This is a genomic window from Mycobacterium triplex (genome assembly GCF_000689255.1).
GTDB lineage: Bacteria > Actinomycetota > Actinomycetes > Mycobacteriales > Mycobacteriaceae > Mycobacterium > Mycobacterium triplex.
This window is the reverse complement of sequence record NZ_HG964446.1, coordinates 1,198,178-1,217,296: the sequence shown is the minus strand read 5'-3', so window position 1 is coordinate 1,217,296 and position 19,119 is coordinate 1,198,178. Positions and strand designations below refer to the sequence as shown.

19 protein-coding genes are annotated in these 19,119 nt (G+C 66.3%); 10 read left to right on the top strand and 9 right to left on the bottom strand.

The annotated features are described in order from the left end of the window. Positions 1-3: 3 nt before the first annotated feature. The 6 genes from BN973_RS05605 to exaC are packed head-to-tail and all read right to left on the bottom strand — an operon-like array spanning position 4 to position 4,594. On the bottom strand, positions 4-279 hold the full coding sequence (locus BN973_RS05605; RefSeq protein ID WP_036466500.1) for a hypothetical protein: 276 nt from the start codon (positions 277-279) through the stop codon (positions 4-6). Between the two features lie 8 nt (positions 280-287). After that, the gene (gene lpdA / locus BN973_RS05600) at positions 288-1,685 is read right to left on the bottom strand and encodes a dihydrolipoyl dehydrogenase (protein WP_036466499.1); all 1,398 of its coding nucleotides are present in this window, start codon (positions 1,683-1,685) and stop codon (positions 288-290) included. A gap of 47 nt (positions 1,686-1,732) precedes the next feature. Further along, positions 1,733-2,308 (bottom strand): hypothetical protein, encoded by a 576-nt coding sequence (locus BN973_RS05595; protein WP_036466498.1) that lies wholly within the window; start codon positions 2,306-2,308, stop codon positions 1,733-1,735. Then, on the bottom strand, positions 2,301-2,579 hold the full coding sequence (locus BN973_RS05590) for a putative holin (protein WP_036466497.1): 279 nt from the start codon (positions 2,577-2,579) through the stop codon (positions 2,301-2,303). The genes BN973_RS05595 and BN973_RS05590 overlap by 8 nt, the downstream gene beginning before the upstream one ends. A gap of 18 nt (positions 2,580-2,597) precedes the next feature. Beyond that, the gene (locus BN973_RS05585; RefSeq protein WP_036466496.1) at positions 2,598-3,071 is read right to left on the bottom strand and encodes a DUF779 domain-containing protein; all 474 of its coding nucleotides are present in this window, start codon (positions 3,069-3,071) and stop codon (positions 2,598-2,600) included. After that, positions 3,071-4,594 (bottom strand): acetaldehyde dehydrogenase ExaC, encoded by a 1,524-nt coding sequence (exaC, locus tag BN973_RS05580; protein WP_036466494.1) that lies wholly within the window; start codon positions 4,592-4,594, stop codon positions 3,071-3,073. The genes BN973_RS05585 and exaC overlap by 1 nt, the downstream gene beginning before the upstream one ends. A gap of 67 nt (positions 4,595-4,661) precedes the next feature. On the opposite strand from exaC, the gene BN973_RS05575 reads away from it, so the two are divergent. The 5 genes from BN973_RS05575 to BN973_RS05555 all read left to right on the top strand — a co-directional run bounded on the left by BN973_RS05575 (position 4,662) and on the right by BN973_RS05555 (position 8,875). After that, a complete protein-coding gene (locus tag BN973_RS05575; protein WP_036466493.1) occupies positions 4,662-6,689 on the top strand; it encodes a prolyl oligopeptidase family serine peptidase in 2,028 nt (675 codons plus the stop codon). After that, positions 6,686-7,012: a hypothetical protein gene (locus tag BN973_RS05570; RefSeq protein ID WP_232232026.1), complete on the top strand. Its 327-nt coding sequence runs from the start codon at positions 6,686-6,688 to the stop codon at positions 7,010-7,012. The genes BN973_RS05575 and BN973_RS05570 overlap by 4 nt, the downstream gene beginning before the upstream one ends. A 15-nt stretch (positions 7,013-7,027) precedes the next feature. Further along, the gene (locus tag BN973_RS05565; RefSeq protein WP_036466492.1) at positions 7,028-7,936 is read left to right on the top strand and encodes a crotonase/enoyl-CoA hydratase family protein; all 909 of its coding nucleotides are present in this window, start codon (positions 7,028-7,030) and stop codon (positions 7,934-7,936) included. Positions 7,937-8,000: 64 nt separating this feature from the next. Continuing rightward, positions 8,001-8,453 (top strand): DUF5078 domain-containing protein, encoded by a 453-nt coding sequence (locus BN973_RS05560; protein WP_036466491.1) that lies wholly within the window; start codon positions 8,001-8,003, stop codon positions 8,451-8,453. Positions 8,454-8,596: 143 nt separating this feature from the next. Continuing rightward, entirely contained in the window at positions 8,597-8,875 is a 279-nt protein-coding gene (locus BN973_RS05555; protein ID WP_085200668.1) for a hypothetical protein, read from the top strand. Between the two features lie 4 nt (positions 8,876-8,879). On the opposite strand, the gene BN973_RS05550 is transcribed toward BN973_RS05555, so the two are convergent. The 3 genes from BN973_RS05550 to BN973_RS05540 all read right to left on the bottom strand — a co-directional run bounded on the left by BN973_RS05550 (position 8,880) and on the right by BN973_RS05540 (position 13,159). Then, positions 8,880-11,801, bottom strand: coding sequence for an MMPL/RND family transporter (locus tag BN973_RS05550; RefSeq protein ID WP_232232179.1), 2,922 nt, complete (start codon positions 11,799-11,801; stop codon positions 8,880-8,882). A 29-nt stretch (positions 11,802-11,830) separates the two neighbouring features. After that, positions 11,831-12,274: an MmpS family transport accessory protein gene (locus BN973_RS05545; protein ID WP_232232025.1), complete on the bottom strand. Its 444-nt coding sequence runs from the start codon at positions 12,272-12,274 to the stop codon at positions 11,831-11,833. Positions 12,275-12,469: 195 nt separating this feature from the next. Beyond that, positions 12,470-13,159, bottom strand: a complete 690-nt coding sequence (locus tag BN973_RS05540) for a TetR family transcriptional regulator (RefSeq protein ID WP_036466486.1) — start codon at positions 13,157-13,159, stop codon at positions 12,470-12,472. 111 nt (positions 13,160-13,270) lie between these two features. Here BN973_RS05540 and BN973_RS29855 point away from each other — a divergent pair, with 111 nt between their 5' ends. Genes BN973_RS29855 through BN973_RS05520 form a run of 5 tightly spaced genes read left to right on the top strand, consistent with a single transcriptional unit; the run spans position 13,271 to position 19,113 of the window. Then, on the top strand, positions 13,271-15,013 hold the full coding sequence (locus tag BN973_RS29855; protein ID WP_051641133.1) for a cytochrome c biogenesis protein DipZ: 1,743 nt from the start codon (positions 13,271-13,273) through the stop codon (positions 15,011-15,013). 56 nt (positions 15,014-15,069) lie between these two features. Continuing rightward, positions 15,070-16,365: an NAD(P)/FAD-dependent oxidoreductase gene (locus tag BN973_RS05535; RefSeq protein WP_036472073.1), complete on the top strand. Its 1,296-nt coding sequence runs from the start codon at positions 15,070-15,072 to the stop codon at positions 16,363-16,365. Next, entirely contained in the window at positions 16,359-17,057 is a 699-nt protein-coding gene (locus BN973_RS05530) for a DUF1365 domain-containing protein (RefSeq protein WP_036466485.1), read from the top strand. The genes BN973_RS05535 and BN973_RS05530 overlap by 7 nt, the downstream gene beginning before the upstream one ends. After that, the gene (locus BN973_RS05525; protein ID WP_036466483.1) at positions 17,054-18,325 is read left to right on the top strand and encodes a class I SAM-dependent methyltransferase; all 1,272 of its coding nucleotides are present in this window, start codon (positions 17,054-17,056) and stop codon (positions 18,323-18,325) included. The genes BN973_RS05530 and BN973_RS05525 overlap by 4 nt, the downstream gene beginning before the upstream one ends. Continuing rightward, positions 18,322-19,113 carry a DUF1295 domain-containing protein gene (locus BN973_RS05520; RefSeq protein WP_036466482.1) on the top strand — a complete coding sequence of 264 codons (792 nt, stop codon included), beginning with the start codon at positions 18,322-18,324 and terminating at the stop codon, positions 19,111-19,113. Before BN973_RS05525 ends, BN973_RS05520 begins: the two co-directional genes overlap by 4 nt. The last annotated feature ends 6 nt before the right edge of the window (positions 19,114-19,119 follow it).

Here is a 19,119-nt window from a genome sequence, read left to right as displayed (position 1 = left end):
GTCTCAGGCGTAGACGTCTGCCAGCACCGCCAGCGTCAAAACCACCGGCAGTATTGGCAAGTCGAAGGCGAACGCCGCCCACAGATACTTACCGCGCCGACGTAGCACGAAACCCCAAATCGCGGCGACGACTCCCAGCGCCACCGATCCCAGCAACACCAGCGGACCCCAGTGACCCGCCGTCGCGTTGTCACCGGCGAGCGAAATGGCAATCAGCCACAGCACATAACCGGTCGCCGCTCCGCCGAGGGCACCGAGAATGGTCTCGCCGCGGATCATGTAGCGGCTCAGAAGTTGATCATGTGACCGGTCAGACCGTGGAAGCACTCCTGCAGCGCCTCGGACATGGTCGGGTGGGTATGCACGTTGCGGGCCAGCTCGGTGGCGGTCAGGTCCCACTTCTGCGCGAGGGTGAGCTCGGGCAGCAGCTCGGACACGTCATGGCCGACCAGGTGCCCGCCCAGCAGTTCGCCGTAGCGGGCGTCGGCGATCAGCTTGACGAAACCGCTGGGGTCGCCCACGCCGTGGGCCTTGGCGTTGGCGGTGAACGGGAACTTGGCCACCACCACGTCGTAGCCTTCCTCGCGGGCCTGCTCCTCGGTCAGCCCGAAGCTGGCGACGTTGGGCTGGCAGAACGTTGCGCGCGGCATCATCCGGTAGTCGCCGAGCGCCAAAGTCTCTGCGCCGGCGATGGTTTCGGCTGCCACGACACCCATCGCCTCGGCGACGTGGGCCAGCATCAGCTTGCCGGTGACGTCGCCGATCGCGTAGATGTGGTCGACGTTGGTGCGCATGTAGTCGGTGATCCCGATGGCCTTGCGATCGGTCAGCGCGACACCGGCCTTGTCCAATCCGTAGCCGTCGACGTTGGGCGCAAAACCGATGGCCTGCAACACCTTTTCGGCCTTGAGCTCCTCGGACTTGCCGTCCTTGCTGATCGCCACCCGGACCACGGACCCGTCGTCGGTGATGGACTCGACCTTGGTTCCGAGCAAGATCTTGACGCCCAGCTTCTTGAACTGCTTCTCGACCTCCTTGGACACCTCGGCGTCCTCGTTGGGCAGCGCGCGCGCCAAGAACTCGACGACGGTCACGTCGACACCGTAGTTGCGCAGCACGTAGCCGAACTCCATACCGATCGCCCCGCACCCGGCGATGATGATCGACTCCGGCAGCTCCCGGGACAGGATCAGTTCCTCGTAGGTGACCACGTTCTCCGACAGCGAGGTGCCGGGCACCAACCGCGTGCTGCTGCCGGTGGCGATGATGACGTTGTCGAACGTGACCGTCTCGGTGCCACCGTCATTGAGATCGACCGACAGCGTACGGGGGTCGGTGAATCGGCCGTAGCCGTGGATCTCGGTGATCTTGTTTTTCTTCATCAAGAAGTGCACGCCGGCGACCCGGCCCTCGGCCACTTTGCGGCTGCGATCGAAGGCGACCCCGTAGTCGAATGACGCCTCGCCGCTGATGCCAAACGTCTTGGCCTCTTTGGTGAAGATATGCGCGAGTTCGGCGTTGCGCAGCAGCGCCTTTGACGGGATACAGCCGACGTTGAGGCAGACTCCGCCCCAGTACTTTGGTTCGACGATTGCGGTGTTCAAGCCCAGCTGCGCGGCGCGAATCGCTGCGACATAGCCGCCGGGACCAGCTCCAAGGACAACGACGTCATAGTGAGAAGTCACGAGCCCACCCTAGTGGGCGAGGACTTCTCACCGCACGACACCGTGGGTCAGTACGGGATGACGCCGACCAGACAATGACCCGTGCGCGCGCAGTAGTAGTAGCCGTACAGAGGTGCCGCGGCGGCGACGGAGGCAAACGGTCCCGACATCAACGCGATGGACAGCGCCGCGATCAGCGGCCGGCCCTGAACCATCGCGAGCAGCACGCCGGCGACCGTGCAGACCACGACATAGACCAGCGCCATGAACACCGCCGGGGTCTTGTCGATCGTGTGGTACCACCAGTAGAAGAGACTCAGCCCGACCGGGGCCGTCGCGGCCCACACGCCGAGGATCACCAGGGCCAGCTTCCACCACTTCAGGTACTGGTAACGGCCCGGCACGGTGACCGACTGCACCGGCAGACCGGCCAGTTCGCCCTCCGGATCCGGGCCGGCGGCGGCGTCCTTGTCTTGTATGGCGTCGGGTTTGCCCGGCTCGTCGGCAACCGCGGGTATGGGCTGTGACCCGGTGTCGTCGAAGTTCGGTACGAACGGCACCGAATGCTCACCGGTGTCCTCGAAATCCGGAACGAACGGCTCGGTGCCGGGGTTCGACGCGTCCCCGACTTCCTTGTCAGCCACCGGAGGTCACCTCGATGGCGACGAGGACGCCGAACCATCCGGGTGCCATGGCCAGAATGAACGCGCCCAGCGTCGTGACCCACCGGCGCCCGGAGAACAGGATCGTCAGCAGCCCGAGCATGCTGGGCAGCCCGACCACCAGTGCGATCACGACATCGGGCCGGACCCGGGTATGGACCAGCACCGTCAGCGCCACCCCCGACAGGATGCCGACCGCGGTGCCGATCAGCATCGCGCTGGCCAGCAGCCAGGGCCGGGGTAGCGGTATCACCTGTTCGAGGGTACTGAGTCACCGACTACGAGGCGGGCACGTTTCCGGCACGGCTTTGTCAATCACCGGGCCCCGAATCGACGGCCGCTCGCCCGCTTCGTAGCCGGCGCCGGTGATCACCGGCACGGCTTCCAACTCGGCTTTTTCTTCGTCGGTGAGGACGCGGCCGCGGCTGAGGAATCGCACGCCCTCGGGTGCTTCCAGGCTGAATCCGCCGCCGCGGCCCGGCACCACGTCGATGACCAGCTGGGTGTGTTTCCAGGCCTGATATTGCGGGCCCGAGATCCACACCGGCACACCTTCTTCGCCGACGTCGAGGACGCCGAGCAGGATGTCGCGGTCGCCGACCAGAAAGTCGCCGCATGGGTAGCACATCGGCGACGACCCGTCACAGCAGCCGCCGGACTGGTGGAACATCACCGGGCCGTGGCGGTCCTGCAGCCGCCCCAGCAGTTCGGCGGCCGCAGCCGTGATGACCGCCGGAGCGCTCATCAGAAGAAGCCCTGCGCCTTGTCGGCGTAGGACACCAACAGGTTCTTGGTCTGCTGGTAGTGCTCGAGCGCCATCTGGTGTGTCTCGCGACCGAACCCGGATTGCTTGTAGCCACCGAACGCCGCATGCGGCGGGTAGACGTGGTAGCAGTTCACCCACACCCGGCCGGCCTTGATTTCGCGACCCGCGCGGTAAGCGGTGTTGCCGTCGCGGCTCCACACCCCGGCGCCCAGGCCGTAGAGGGTGTCGTTGGCGATCCCCATCGCGTCGGCGAAATCGGTGAACGACGTCACCGTCACCACCGGTCCGAAAATCTCCTCCTGGAAGACGCGCATCTTGTTGTTGCCGGCAAAGATCGTCGGCTGCATGTAGTAGCCGCCGGACAGGTCGCCGCCGAGCTCGGTGCGCTCACCGCCGGTGATGATCTTGGCGCCCTCCCCCTTGCCGATCTCGACGTAGGACAAGATCTTTTCCAGCTGATCGTTGGAGGCCTGCGAACCGATCATGGTCTCGGTGTCCAGCGGGTCGCCTTGCCGGACCGCCTTGGTCCGGATCGCGGCCAGCTCCAGGAACTCGTCGTAGATGTCGGACTGGATCAGGCTGCGCGACGGGCAGGTGCATACCTCGCCCTGGTTGAGGGCGAACATCGTGAAGCCCTCGAGGGCCTTGTCCTGGAAGTTGTCGTTGGCCGCCATCACGTCGGAGAAGAAGATGTTGGGGCTTTTGCCGCCGAGCTCGAGGGTGACCGGGATCAGGTTCTGCGACGCGTACTGCATGATCAGCCGGCCCGTCGTGGTCTCCCCGGTGAACGAGACCTTGGCGATCCGGTCGCTGGACGCCAGCGGCTTGCCGGCCTCGACGCCGAATCCGTTGACGATGTTGACCACACCGGGCGGGATCAGGTCGGCGATCAGCGACATCAAATACAGGATCGACGCCGGGGTCTGCTCGGCGGGCTTGAGCACCACGGTGTTGCCGGCGGCCAGCGCCGGCGCCAGCTTCCAGGCGCCCATCAGGATCGGGAAGTTCCACGGAATGATCTGACCGACGACCCCGAGCGGCTCGTGGAAGTGGTAGGCGACGGTGTCGTCGTCGAGCTGCGACAGCGAGCCCTCCTGGGCACGGATCGCGGCGGCGAAGTAGCGGAAATGATCGGCGGCCAGCGGGATGTCGGCGGCCAGCGTCTCGCGGATCGGCTTGCCGTTGTCCCACACCTCGGCCAGCGCCAACGAATCCCGGTTCGCCTCAATGCGATCCGCGATCTTGTTGAGTACCGCCGCCCGCTCGGTCGGCGAGGTCTTGCCCCAGGCCGGGGCCGCGGCGTGCGCGGCGTCGAGCGCCTTGTCGACGTCGGCCGCCTCCGAGCGCGCCACCTCGCAAAACGTTTGGCCGGTCACCGGCGTCGGGTTCTCGAAGTAGAGACCCTTGGCGGGTGCGACCCACTCACCCCCGATGAAGTTGTCGTAGCGCGATTCATACGACATCAGGGCCCCGCTGGAGCCCGGGCGTGCGAAGACAGTCATAGCTCGACTCCCTTTCTGCTTCACCTGTAATACACCTCACACTACCGCTCGGGCCACAATGGCTTCCATGACTGCGCAGCGCGCCGAAGACACCGACGACCCCTATCTGTGGCTCGAGGATGTCACCGCCGCCGACGCGCTGGATTGGGTGCGCGCCCGCAACGAACCGACGACGGCGCAGTTCTGCGACACCGACTTCGAGCGGATGCGCGCCGAGGCGCTGGAGGTTCTCGACACCGACGCCCGCATCCCCTATGTGCGTCGGCGCGGTGAGTACCTGTACAACTTCTGGCGCGACGCCGCCAACCCGCGCGGGTTGTGGCGGCGCACCACGCTGGACAGCTACCGCAGCGACTCCCCCGAGTGGGACGTGCTGATCGACGTCGACGAGCTCGGGCGCACCGACGACGAGAAGTGGGTGTGGGCCGGGGCCACCGTCATCGAACCGGAGTTCACCCGCGCACTGGTCAATCTCTCCCGCGGTGGCTCGGACGCGGTGATCGTGCGCGAATTCGACATGCTCACACGCGAATTCATTCCCGACGGGTTCGCCCTGCCGGAAGCCAAGTCGCAGATCGGCTGGGCCGACCCGGACACGGTGCTGGTGGGCACGGACTTCGGCGCCGACTCGCTGACCGAATCCGGATATCCGCGCATCGTCAAGCGGTGGCGCCGCGGCACCCCGCTGAGCCAGGCCGAGACGATCTTCGAAGGGACGCGCACCGACGTCAGCGCGGGCGCGAACGTCGATCGGACACCGGGCTTCGTGCGCTGCTTCGCCGACCGCTCCGTCGACTTCTGGAATACGGAGTCCTACGAAGTGCGCGGGCCGGAACTGATCCGCATCGACCTGCCCACCGACGCGAGCATATCGGTGCACCGCGAGTGGTTGCTGGTCGAGCTGCGCAGCGATTGGACCGTCGGCGCCACCAGCTATTCCGCCGGCTCGCTGCTGGCCACAAACTATGACGAATTCCTCTCCGGGGCAGTCGATTTGCAAGTGGTATTCGAGCCCGACGCGCACACCTGCCTGCATCAGACTGCGTGGACCCGGGACCGGCTGTTGCTCGTCACGCTGGCCGACGTCGCCAGCCGCGTCGAAATCGTCACGCCCGGCACCTGGCAACGTGAAGAGATCGCCGGGATCCCGCCGGCGACCAACACGATGGTCGCGGCCGCCGACCACACCGGCGACGAGTTCTTCTTGGACTCAAGCGGATTCGATATGCCCTCGCAGCTGATGCGCGGCACCGGCGCCGGCGGACTCGAACGGATCAAATCCGCCCCCGGCTTCTTCGATGCCGAAAACCTGGACGTGAAGCAGTATTTCGTGCCGTCCAAGGACGCGACGTTGATCCCGTACTTCGTCGTGCGCTCACGCGCCGTCGAAGGGCCCGGCCCCACCCTGCTGGGCGGCTACGGCGGATTCGAGTCCTCCAGGACACCCGGGTACAGCGGGGTGTTGGGCCGGTTGTGGCTGGCCCGCGGCGGCACTTACGTGATGGCCAACATTCGCGGCGGGGGCGAGTACGGACCGCGCTGGCATACCCAGGCGATGCGTGAGAACCGGCATAAGGTCGACGAGGATTTCGCCGCGGTGGCAGACGATTTGGTGAAACGCGGCATCACGACCGTCGAGCAGCTCGGCGCCCAGGGCGGCAGCAACGGCGGCCTGCTGATGGGCATCATGCTGACCAAGTACCCGGAGAAATTCGGCGCGCTGGTCTGCGACGTGCCGCTGCTGGACATGAAGCGCTACCACCTGTTGCTGGCCGGCGCGTCGTGGGTGGCCGAGTACGGCGACCCCGACAACCCCGACGACTGGGAGTTCATCTCCAAATATTCTCCGTACCAGAATATTTCGGCGACGCGTCATTACCCGCCGGTGTTGTTCACCACGTCCACCCGTGATGACCGGGTGCATCCCGGCCACGCCCGCAAGATGGTCGCGGCACTGCAGGCCGCGGGCCATCGGGTTTGGTTGTACGAGAACATCGAGGGCGGGCACGCCGGCGCGGCCGACAACGAGCAAGCCGCGTTCAAGTCGGCGCTGAGTTATTCGTTTTTGTGGCAGACGCTGGGAGGCCAACCGTGAAGATCCTCGACATCATCGAATTCGGCATGGTCATCGCCGGCCTGATCCTGATCCTGGCCGGCTGGGCGCAGGCACGTTTTCGTTTTATCTCGCAGCGCCGCAAGGGCCGCTACTTCTACTGGGGGACCTCGGCGCTGGGCATCGTGCTGTTCGGCTTCGGAACGGGACGGCTCTGGCCGAACGCCGTCATCACCACGCTGATCTTCAGCACGCTGGTGCTGAGCACCGCCTACTTCACCACGCCGTACCTGAAGATCGGCGACCAGATCTACGCCTCGACGCCCGAAAACCGCGAACCGGACCCGCCCGTCGACGAGCGCTAGCCCACACTGGGGGCTATGTCCGATTTCGAGACCTTGCTGTACAGGACGGCCGGCCCGGTCGCCACCATCACGCTGAACCGCCCCGAGCACCTCAACACGATCGTGCCGCCGATGCCCGACGAGATCGAGGCCGCCATCGGCCGGGCCGAGCGGGATCCGGGGATCAAGGTCATCGTGTTGCGCGGCGCGGGCCGGGCGTTCTCCGGCGGCTACGACTTCGGTGGCGGCTTCCAGCACTGGGGCGAATCCATGATGACCGACGGCAAGTGGGATCCGGGCAAGGATTTCGCGATGGTCAGCGCCCGCGAGACCGGGCCGACGCAGAAGTTCATGGCCATCTGGCGGGCGTCCAAGCCGGTGATCGCGCAGGTGCACGGCTGGTGCGTGGGCGGGGCCAGCGACTACGCGCTGTGCGCCGACATCATCGTCGCCAGCGAAGACGCGGTGATCGGCACCCCGTACAGCCGGATGTGGGGGGCCTACCTGACCGGCATGTGGCTGTACCGGTTGAGCCTGGCAAAGGCCAAGTGGCATTCGCTGACCGGCCGACCGCTGTCCGGGGCACAGGCCGCCGAGATCGAGCTGATCAACGAGGCGGTACCGTTCGAACGCCTCGAGGCGCGGGTTGCCGAGATCGCCGCCGAGCTGGCGCAGATCCCGTTGTCGCAGCTGCAGGCGCAGAAGCTGATTGTCAACCAGGCCTACGAGAACATGGGGCTGGCCTCGACCCAGACGCTGGGCGGCATCCTGGACGGCCTGATGCGCAATACCCCCGATGCGCTCGGCTTCATCAACAGCGCCGAAACTCAGGGGGTTCGGGCCGCGGTGGCGCGTCGCGACGGCCCGTTCGGCGACTACAGTCAGGCTCCGCCGGACCTGCGGCCCGACCCGTCGCACGTCATCGTCCCTGATGGCGATAGCTAATAAGACGGCCTAAAAGTCGACCAAGACTCGCCCGCAGTCCGCCCGAAGTGCTACCGTTACGACTATGTCTCGGCTGAGTTCGTGCCTGCGCGCAGGCGCTGTTTTCCTTGCCATGGGTATGGCCGCTCTGGCCGTCCCGCAGACCGCGGTGGCGGACTCCACGGAGGACTTCCCGATCCCCCGCCGGATGATCAACACCACGTGTGACGCCGAGCAGATCCTCGCCGCCACCCGCGACACCAGCCCGGTGTACTACCAGCGGTACATGATCGACTTCAACAACCACCCGAACGTCCAGCAGGCGACGATCGACAAGGCACACTGGTTCTACTCCCTGTCGCCGCAGGACCGCCGCGGCTACTCCGAGAACTTCTACGCGCCGGTCTCCGACCCGCTGTGGGTGGCCTGGCCCAACCACATGAAGATCTTCTTCAACAACAAGGGTGTCGTGGCCAAGGCCACCGACGCCTGCGCGCAGTACCCGGCCGGCGACATGTCGGTGTGGAACTGGGCGTAATCCCCGCTCTCACAAGCAGTTAGCCCCGGGCCCCGCCCGGGGTTAACTGCTTTTCGTCCCCCGATCGGCGGACAGCCAAATCATCCGTTGTCGGCCCGTTCGGTGGATGTTTGGTGATCGGCCCTCGGGGAATAGTTGTGACCATGCGCACCGCGACCCCGGCCACGACCGCCGCCTCGGCCCTCGACTGGCGTGACCTCGTCGGCGACTCCGACGCCCCGACGACCCGTATCGTGCACGTGCACGCCCGCGAGGCGGGCCTGCTCGTCGACATGCTGTGTGTGGTTCGTGGACAGCACGTCGAGCCCGAGGCGCGGGTGAAGGTCGGACGGCTGCGCCGCTACCCGAGCACGCACTGCCGCACCTGCGGCGAGCCGGTGCCCGAGGCGAACGACGTGCTGCCCCAAGTGGTGGCGCTGTAATCCGTCAGTAGTGCGCCGGGAAGCGATCGGTTCTGGCCGCCTCCCCGTTGGTCGAGTAACCATTGCTGGGCACCAGCAGGGGTTCATTGAGCAGTGAGCGAACCGCCGGACGGGGCCCGTAGGGCCGCAGCATCTGACTGGCCGGACGGGTGCGCACCTGAGTCGGCCACCAGAACCAGCGACCCATCAACGCCGCGACCGACGGCATCATGAACGAGCGCACGATCAGGGTGTCGAACAACAGACCCAGGGCGATGGTCGTTCCGACCTGCCCCATCACGCGCAGCGGGCTGATCGCAAACGTCGCCATGGTCGCGGCGAACACCAGACCGGCCGAGGTCACCACAGCGCCGGTGCCGGCCATCGACCGGATGATTCCGGTCTTCAGCCCCGCGTGGATCTCCTCTTTGAACCGGGACACCAGCAGCAGGTTGTAGTCGGATCCCACCGCCAACAGCAGGATGACCGACATCGCCAGCACCATCCAGTGCAGTTCGATGCCCAGGATGTCCTGCCAGACCAGCACCGAGAGGCCGAACGACGCCCCCAACGAAAGCAACACGGTGCCCACGATGGTGATCGCCGCGACGAGGCTGCGGGTGATGATCAGCATGATGATCAGGATCAGGCTGGCCGCCGAAATCCCGGCGATCATCAGGTCGTACTTGGATCCGTCTCGCATGTCCTTGTAGACGGCGGCCGTGCCGCCCAGCCAGATCTTGGCGCCCTCCAGTGGCGTTCCCTTGATGGCTTCCTTCGCCGCCAGCTTGATCGGGTCGACGTGCGAAATGCCTTCGGGCGTCGCCGGAGGGACGTCGTGCGAAATGATGAACCGGGCGGCGTGGCCGTCGGGCGACAGGAACATCTTCAGACCGCGCTTGAAGTCCGGGTTGTCGAAGACCTCCGGCGGAATGTAGAACGAGTCGTCGTTCTTGGCCGCATCGAATGCCTGACCCATGGCGGTCGAGTTCTGGCTCATGATGTCCATCTGGTCATACATCGAGTTCATCGAGCTGTGCATGGTCAGCATCATCTGCTTCATCGTCGACATCGTCGCGATCATCGGCGGCATCTGCGCCAGCATCTGCGGCAGCAAGGCATCAAGCTGCCCAATGTCATTCGACAGGTACTGGAACTTTTCGACGATCTGATCCAGGCCGTCGAGGGCATCCAGGATGGATCGCAGCGACCAGCACACCGGAATGTCGAAACAGTGCTTCTCCCAATAGAAGTAGCTGCGGATTGGCCGGAAGAAGTCGTCGAAGTTCGCGATCTCGTCACGCATATTGCTTGTCACATCCAGCATTTCGTGCGTGAGGCCGTCCATGTGGTGGGTGACCGCGGCCATCCTCGACGTGATGTCGTACATGCGCTGCATCGTGTCGATGGACATCTGCATCGCGTCGGCCTGCTTGAGCATGTCGGCCATCCGCTTCTTCATGTACTCCTGGTTTTCCACCTGCGTCGTGTTCTGCATGCTGATCTGGAACGGGATCGACGTGTGCTCGATCGGCGCTCCCAGCGGCCTGGTGATCGTCTGGACGCGGGCGACGCCGGGGATGTGGAAGACCCCCCTGGCAATTCGGTCCAGCACCAACATGTTTGCCGGATTGCGCATGTCGTGATCGGTCTCGATCAACAGCAGTTCCGGGTTCATCCGGGCGTTGGAGAAATGCCGCTCCGCGGCCTCATATCCGACGACCGCCTTCGTGCTCGCCGGCAGGTACTGGCGGTTGTCGTAGTTCGTCTTGTACCCGGGCAGCGCCAGCAGGCCGATCAGCGCGATGCCGATCGACACGCCCAGGATCGGCCCCGGCCACCGGACGATGGCGGTGCCCACGCGCCGCCAGCCCCGGGTCCGCATCTTGCGTTTGGGGTCGAACAGGTGGAAGCGACCGCGGCTGCCGACCGCCAGGATGGCCGGGCCCAGCGTGAGCGCCGCGAGCACGGCGACGAGCGTCCCCACCGCGCACGGGACGCCGAGGCTCTGGAAGTACGGAAGGCGGGTGAAGCTGAGGCAATACATCGCTCCGGCGATGGTCAGGCCGGAGCCCAACACCACGTGGGCGGTGCCGTGAAACATGGTGAAGAAGGCCTGTTCTCGGTCCTCGCCGGCCGATCGTGCCTCCTGATACCTGCCCAGCACGAAGATGGCGTAGTCGGTGCTGGCCGCGATCACCATCAACACCAGCAGGTTCACGGCGAAGGTCGACAGGCCGATGATCTCGTTGTGCGCCAGAAACGCGACCACCTGCCGGGCCGCGAACAGTTCGAGCACCACCATCAGCAGGGTGACGAACATGGTGACGAACGAGCGGTACACCCACAGCAACATGATGATGATCACGACGAAGGTGAGCAGGGTGACCAGGATGACGCCCTTGTCGCCGGCCGCCGACTGGTCGGCGGTCAGGGCCGCCGCACCGGTCACATACGCCTTCACCCCGGGCGGCGGAGGCGTCTCGTCCACCAGCCGGCGCACCGATCGGACCGAGTCATTGGCCTTGGTCTCGCCCTGGTTGCCCCGGAGGTACACCTGCACGTAGGCGGCCTTGCCGTCCGAGCTCTGTGAGCCGGCCGCCGTCAGCGGATCGCCCCAGAAGTCCTGGACGTGCTCGACGTGCGTGGTGTCCGCTTCGAGCTTCTTGACCAGCTGGTCGTAGAAGTGGTGCGCATCGTCGCCCAGCGGCTTGTCGCCCTCGAGCAGGATCATGATCGCGCTGTCGCTGGTGAATTCGTTGAACACCTTGCCGACCCGCTGCGTCGCCTGCATCGAGGCCGCCTCTTTCGGGCTCATCGGCACGGTGTGCTGCTTGCCGACCGTTTCCAGGTCGGGCACGAACATGGACAGGCAGACGACCAGCCCGACCCAACCCAGGACGATCAGCGGCGCGAACTTGTACACCGTCCGCGCGAAAAACGGCATGTGCGGAAGCCCGACGGCCCGGTTGTCGGTCATGCGGACTTCACTATGCAAAAGGTTTCAGCGTTCACGCCGGTGACCGACCTTTCGTCCTTGACTACGTCGTTCACGATGATCTGGCAGCCGATCTGGTCTCCATCGGTTTGTGCGACCACGTTGACGCTGACCGACGGCAGCGTGGTGGTGACCGAGAGCGTCCAGGGCAGCGGCACGTTGTCTGTTCGCCGCGGCTGGGCATTGATGTCCAGATAGTTGATATTCGCCGTGGACCCGGACCCCCACACCTTGTAGACCACGTGCTTGGGGTTGAACGGCTTGATGTCATCCAGGCTGCTGTTACCGATCCCCGACGTGTCGTGATTGCCGAAGAAGGAGCGCAGGCGCAGGACGCAGAACGATGCCACCGCGATCACGACGACGATCACGAGGACGATCCACAGTCGCCTCACCGCGTTGGCAACAGGAGCCTTTGCCACCCAATCACCTTCCACTTACCGAGCGAGCAACCGCTCTTCCGAGTGCTTTAGCCATGGCCGGGCCCCCGCAAGCCTCGCACCGTTTGCTTTGGTGCGCTAAGTATCGTAAACGCGCCTTGCGGCGCGCGCCGGGCCGGTCCGGATTTGCCATCGGTGCGATGGCGGCGAGTTCGCACATCCCAATCCGCTTTCTGCTCATGGCGATTCGGCGAGAAGACCGATGCAGGTGGCGGTGAGCACCCGGGTGAGGGCGGGGGCGAATTCGATATTCCACTCGTCGGGCCGCGCGGCCTCCGGCTCGTCGGCGTAGGCATCGGCGAGCCGCTCCGGCGGGTTGGCGATCTGCCAGAAGGCGGCGGCCAACGAGTAGGCGGCGATCATGCTGTCGAACGCACCGGAACGGCCGAGCCCGGGCAGTGCGCGCTCGATGCCGTCGGCGAGGGCGACCGCGGCAGCAGAGATCGTTCGCCGGATGTCGACAACCCGCTCGACCTCCACTTCATGCTCGAGGTGGAGGTGCAGGTTGGCGAGCAGGTCGCAAAACAGTGGATCGGCCGCCAGCCCGTTGGCCAGCGTTTCGGCCACCCGCGCCGCCGACATCGGGCCCGGCTCGGCCAGCTCCCCGCACACCGTGTCCGACCATCGCACCCACCCCTCGGCGGCCAGATGGAGCAAGACCTCTTTGTGCGACGTGAAATACCGGCGCACCGCCGAGTAGTGAATGCCGGCGCGACCGGCGACGGCGGTGAGCGTCACCGACGCGACACCGGTCTCGCGTGCCAGGGAGCGCGCGGCTTCGACGAGTGCGGCCGCACGGCGGCGCTTGTTCTCTTCGGTGCGCGCGCGCTGAAACGTGGGTTGCGCCACCGGGGGAGCGTAACGCACATCGTGTGATTTGTATAACGCACACGATGTGATTTGCGCGGGACGGCTACCGTGGAGAGTCGTCAGCGTCTGTTACCCCGTCCGACACCGCCGCCGTCTCGAATAACACGTATGCACACCATTGCGCTCATCGGCTTGCTCGGTGGCCTGATCACCGGCATCTCGCCATGCATCCTGCCGGTGCTTCCGGTGATTTTCCTGTCCAGCATGGACAGCGGCGGCAAGGCCAGCAGCCGCGGTTTGAGCGCGGCGATGCGTCCCTACTTGGTGATCGCCGGTCTGGTGTGCAGCTTCAGCCTGGCCACGCTGATCGGGTCCGCACTGCTGTCGGCCCTGCATCTGCCGCAGGACGCCATCCGGTGGGCGGCGCTGGTGGTGCTGACCCTTATCGGCCTTGGCCTGATCTTCCCGCCGCTGCAACACCTGATCGAGCGACCGTTCGCCGCTCTCCCGCAACGCCAAAAAGGCAGCAGCACAGATGGTTTCGGCCTGGGGCTGACGTTGGGCGCGTTGTACGTGCCGTGTGCGGGGCCGGTGTTGGCCGCGATTGTGGTCGCCGGCGGCACGACGTCGCTGGGGCCCGCCACGTTCGTGTTGACCGCGACGTTCGCGCTCGGCAACGCGATTCCGCTGTTGGCGTTCGCGCTGGCCGGACGGCAAGTCGGACAACGCGTTACGGCTTTCCGGCGTCGGCAGCGCGTCATCCAGATCGCCGGCGGGGTCATGATGATCGTGCTGGCCGTGGCGCTGGTGTTCAACCTGCCCGCGATGCTGCAACGCGCCGTGCCCGACTACACGACGGCAATGCAGAATCGCCTGGGCGCCAACGATATCCAGCGTTCTGTGATCCCGAGCCGCACGACGGGGCCGACCACCGGTAGCGTGCTGCAGCTGAACCAGGGCAACACGAGCAACGGTCTGCCGACCAACTGCACCGACGGTGCTACCGAGCTGCAACAGTGCGGGCAGGCGCCTGCCATCACCGGCATCACCGAATGGCTGAACACCCCGGACGGCAAACCGCTCGACCCCGCCGCGGTGCGCGGCAAAGTAGTGCTGATCGACTTCTGGGCCTATTCGTGCATCAACTGCCAACGCGCCATCCCGCACGTCGTCGATTGGTACAACCGGTACCGCGACAGCGGATTGGTGGTCATCGGGGTGCACACCCCCGAGTACGCCTTCGAACGGGTGCCCGGCAACGTGGCCAGCGGCGCCGCCGGATTGCACATCGACTACCCCATCGCGCTGGACAACGACTACGCGACCTGGAACGCCTTCAACAACATGTACTGGCCGGCCGAGTACCTGATCGACGCGAACGGGACGCTGCGGCACACCAAGTTCGGCGAAGGCGACTACGACGGCACCGAGCAACTGATCCGCCGGCTGCTGGTCGATGCCAATCCGAACGTCGCGCTGCCCCCGCCGGTGAACGGGGCCGACACCACCCCGAAGACCAACCTCACCCCCGAGACCTACCTGGCGCCCGACAAAGCCACCGCCTACGGGGGTGACGGCAGCTACCAGCCGGGCACCGCCGGGTTCAGCTTCCCGGCGCAGCTGGCCAACGACAGATTCGCGCTGCGCGGCCGGTGGACCCTGGACGACCAGGGCATCACCGCCGACAGCGACGACGCCGCGATCCGGCTGAACTACACGGCCAAGAGCGTCTTCGTCGTCGTCGGCGGCACCGGAACGCTCACCATGACCCGGGATGGAAAAACCACCACCACGCAGATCGGTGGCGTCCCCACGCTGCACGAGATCGTCTCCGACGGCGGCGCGCATCGCGATCAGCTCGACCTGCAGGTGAGCAAGGGCTTGCAGGTGTTTTCGTTCACCTTCGGCTAGACATCGGTAAGCGCGCTGCCGCCCATCCGCCAGTTCGGCGGCTCCGAATAAGGGGTGTGGATTCGTCACACCCGCGGTCTGTCGCGGTCATCGGCAGCGGCGTGGCCGGCCTCACCGCCGCCTACGTCCTGTCCGGCCGCGACCGCGTCACGCTGTACGAGGCGGACGTGCGGCTCGGCGGCCACGCGCACACCCATTTCGTGGACGACGGCGGCCGGGTGATCGGCGTCGACTCGGCGTTCCTGGTGCACAACGACCGGACCTACCCGACGCTGTGCCGGCTGCTGCGCGAACTCGGGGTGGCCACGCAGGAATCCGAGATGTCGATGTCGGTGCGCGCCGACGAGATCGGGCTCGAATACGCCGGCGCGCTGGGCGTGCGTGGGTTGTTCGCCTGCAAGCAGGCGCTGCGGCCCCGCTACCTGCACATGCTCGCCGAGATCACCCGCTTCCACCGCGCCGCGGCGCGGCTGCTGCGCGAGGACGACGCACCCGAGCTCGAGACGTTGGACGCCTTCCTGCGCCGGCACCGCTTCTCGTCGTATTTCGTCGACTTTTTCATCACCCCGCTCGTCGCGGCGGTGTGGTCGTGCACCGGCGGCGACGCGCTGCGCTACCCGGCCCGCTATCTGTTCGTCTTCCTGGACCACCACGGCATGCTGTCGGTGTTCGGCTCCCCCACCTGGCGCACGGTGACCGGGGGTTCGGCGCACTACGTCCAGGCCGTGGCCGCCCGGCTCGCCGAAGTGTCGACCACGACGCCGGTGAACTCGCTGCGGCGGGTACCCGACGGGGTGTGGGTGCAGGCGGGTCACCACACGCCGCGGCTTTTCGACGCGGCGGTCGTCGCCGTGCATCCCGACCAGGCGCTGCTGCTGCTCGACGATCCGAACCCCTGGGAGCGCGCGGTGCTGGGCGCAATTGGCTACTCGACCAACCGGGCACAGCTGCACACCGACGAATCGGTGCTGCCCCGGCATCGCCGGGCGCGCGCATCATGGAATTACCTGGTCACTCCCGGGAAGGACCACGTCGTGGTCAGCTATGACGTCAGCAGACTCATGCGGCTGAATGGCAACCGCCGCTACCTGGTGACCCTGGGCGGCCACGACCGTGTCGATCCGACATCGGTGATCGCCGAAATGACCTACAGCCATCCCTTGTACACATCGGAATCCGTTGCGGCACAAGCATTATTGCCAACACTCGACGACGACCGGGTGGTCTTCGCCGGCGCCTACCACGGCTGGGGTTTTCACGAGGACGGCGCCGCGTCGGGCCTGGCCGCGGCGCGGCGCCTCGGTGCCGACTGGCCGACGGCCACCCGGCGCGAGGCGGTGGCCCGATGCTGACGCCCGCGATCTACCGCACCACGATCAGCCATTCGCGCCAGGCCCCGGTACGGCATTCGTTCGAATACCGAAGCTACAGCTGGTATGTCGACGTGGACGACCTGCCGCGGCTGCCCTGGTGGCTGCGGCCGTTCGCCCGGTTCCGCGCCGCGGACCACTTCGCGGTTCAGCAGCAGGGCTCGCTGCGCGAGCGGCTCGCCGCGTTCTTCGCCGACCGGGGCGTGGCCGTTCCCGAGGGCCGCATCACCGCGCTGTTGCAGGCCCGGGTGTTCGGGTACGTCTTCAACCCGCTGAGCGTGTTCTGGTGCCACGACCGCGACGGCCGGTTGCGCCATGTGATCGCCGAGGTGCACAACACCTACGGCGAGCGCCACGCCTACCTGTTGCCCCCGGCCGATCTGCCGGTGGTCACCGAGAAGAAGTTCTACGTCTCGCCGTTCAACGAGGTCGACGGCTACTACCTGGTGCGCGCGCCGCGGCCCGACCGCGAAGTCGACATCACCATCGAGCTGCGCCGCGACCGTCAGCCGGCGTTCGTGGCCAGCATGCGCGGACCGCGGCGACCGGCGACCGTCCGGCAGGTCGCGATCATGCAAGTCATTTCGCCGCTGGCACCGCTGGTGGTGGCGGCACGTATCCGAGTTCAGGGGATCAAACTGTGGTTACGTCGAGTTCCGTTGGTACCACGATGACCGTACCGACCATCCGAAAGCCTTCGGCGGCAATCGATTCGGATCGCTGGCCGGCGATCGTGAAGGTGCCCTCCGGGCCGTTGAGTGCCGCGTCGGCCGCGGCAGCCGACCGGCTGCTGCGGCGCGCGGTCGCCCGCCTGCCGCTGCGGGTGGCCTACCCCGACGGCACGGTCGTCGGCGCGGCCGACCCGACGGCGCCGACCCTGGTGGTGCACCAGCCCGCAGCGATGGCGCGCAGGATCGGGCGCTCCGGCCTGATCGGTTTCGGCGAGTCCTACATGGCCGCTGAATGGTCGTCGGACGACCTCAGCGGGCTGTTGACGGTACTCGCCGGCTCGGTGGGCGATCTGGTGCCGCGGCCGTTGCAATGGCTGCGCCCGGTCGCGCCGGCCTTCCGGCCGCGGTGGTGGGGCGCCAGCCGGGAGCGGGCCCGGCGCAACGTCGCCGAGCATTACGACCTGTCCAACGATCTGTTCGCCGAGTTCCTCGACGAGACCATGACGTACTCCTGCGCGCTGTTCGACCGATTGCCAGCTGCGGCTTCGGATTTGGCCCCCGCACAGGAGCGCAAGATCGATCGGCTGCTCGACCTCGCCGGAGTTCGCCGGGGCAGCCGGGTGCTCGAAATCGGCACCGGGTGGGGCGAGCTGTCCATCCGGGCGGCCGCCAGGGGAGCGGAGGTCCGCTCGGTCACCTTGTCGGTCGAGCAACAACAGCTGGCGCGGCTTCGGGTTGCCGCGGCAGGGCTGTCCGACAAGGTGACGATCGACCTCTGCGACTACCGCGACGTCGACGGCGTTTATGACGCGGTGGTGTCGGTCGAGATGATCGAGGCGGTGGGATTCCATGCGTGGCAACGGTATTTCGCCACCCTGGAACGGCTGGTGCGACCGGGCGGGCGGGTGGCGATCCAGGCGATCACGATGCCGCACACCCGGATGATGGCCAGCCGCAACACCCACACCTGGATCCAGAAGTACATCTTCCCCGGCGGGCTGCTGCCCTCCACCCGGGCCATCTCCGCAATCACCGAGCGCCGCACCGGTTTACGCACGGTCGACATGACCTCGCTGCGCCCGCACTATGCGGAGACGCTGCGGTTGTGGCGCGAGCGCTTCCTGCAGCGGCGAGACCAGTTGGCGCGCTTGGACTTCGACGACGTGTTCCAGCGGATGTGGGAGCTCTACCTGGCCTATTCGGAGGCGGGCTTCCGGTCGGGCTACTTGAACGTCTACCAGTGGACGTTCGCGCGCGAGGGGTGCCGATGAATTGGCAGAATTTGGCGCAGGTGTGCGGCGTCTCGATTTTGGTTCTGGCCGTGGTGCATTCGGTGACGTTCGCCATCGGCAGGCGCATCGGCCGCTACAACGTCGTCGACGTGGCGTGGGGCATCGGCTTCATCGCAATCGCCGCCGTCGCCGCGGCGCTCGGCCAGGGCGACCCGATCCGGCGCTGGCTGCTGCTGGCGCTGGTGACGATCTGGGCAGCGCGGCTGAGCTGGCACATCCACCGAAAGACCGCCGGCAAGGGCGAGGATCCGCGCTACGCCGCGATGCTGCGCGACGCCACGGCCGGGCAAGTGCTGCGCAAAGTCTTTGTGCTGCAGGCGCTGATCACCTGGTTCGTCTCCTTCCCGCTGCAACTGTCGGCGGTGACGGGGCCCGCGCCGAAATCGCTGATCGCCCTCCCGGGGCTCGGTGTGGTGGTGTGGCTGGTGGGCGTGACCTTCGAAGCGGTCGGTGACCGCCAACTGCGGATCTTCAAATCCGACCCGGCCAACCGCGGTGTGGTGATGGACCGTGGCCTGTGGGCGTGGACGCGTCACCCCAATTACTTCGGTGACGCCGCCGTGTGGTGGGGGCTGTGGCTGATCACCATCACCGGCTGGTGGTCGTTGGCCACCGTCGGCTCGCCGCTGCTGATGACGTACTTCCTGGTCTACGTCACCGGCGTCCGGCTGACCGAGAAGTTGATGGCCGGTCGGCCGGGCTTCGCGGAATATCAGCAACGAACCGCGTGTTTCTTTCCGAGACCACCGCGACCGGCACGGCGATAACCGTCG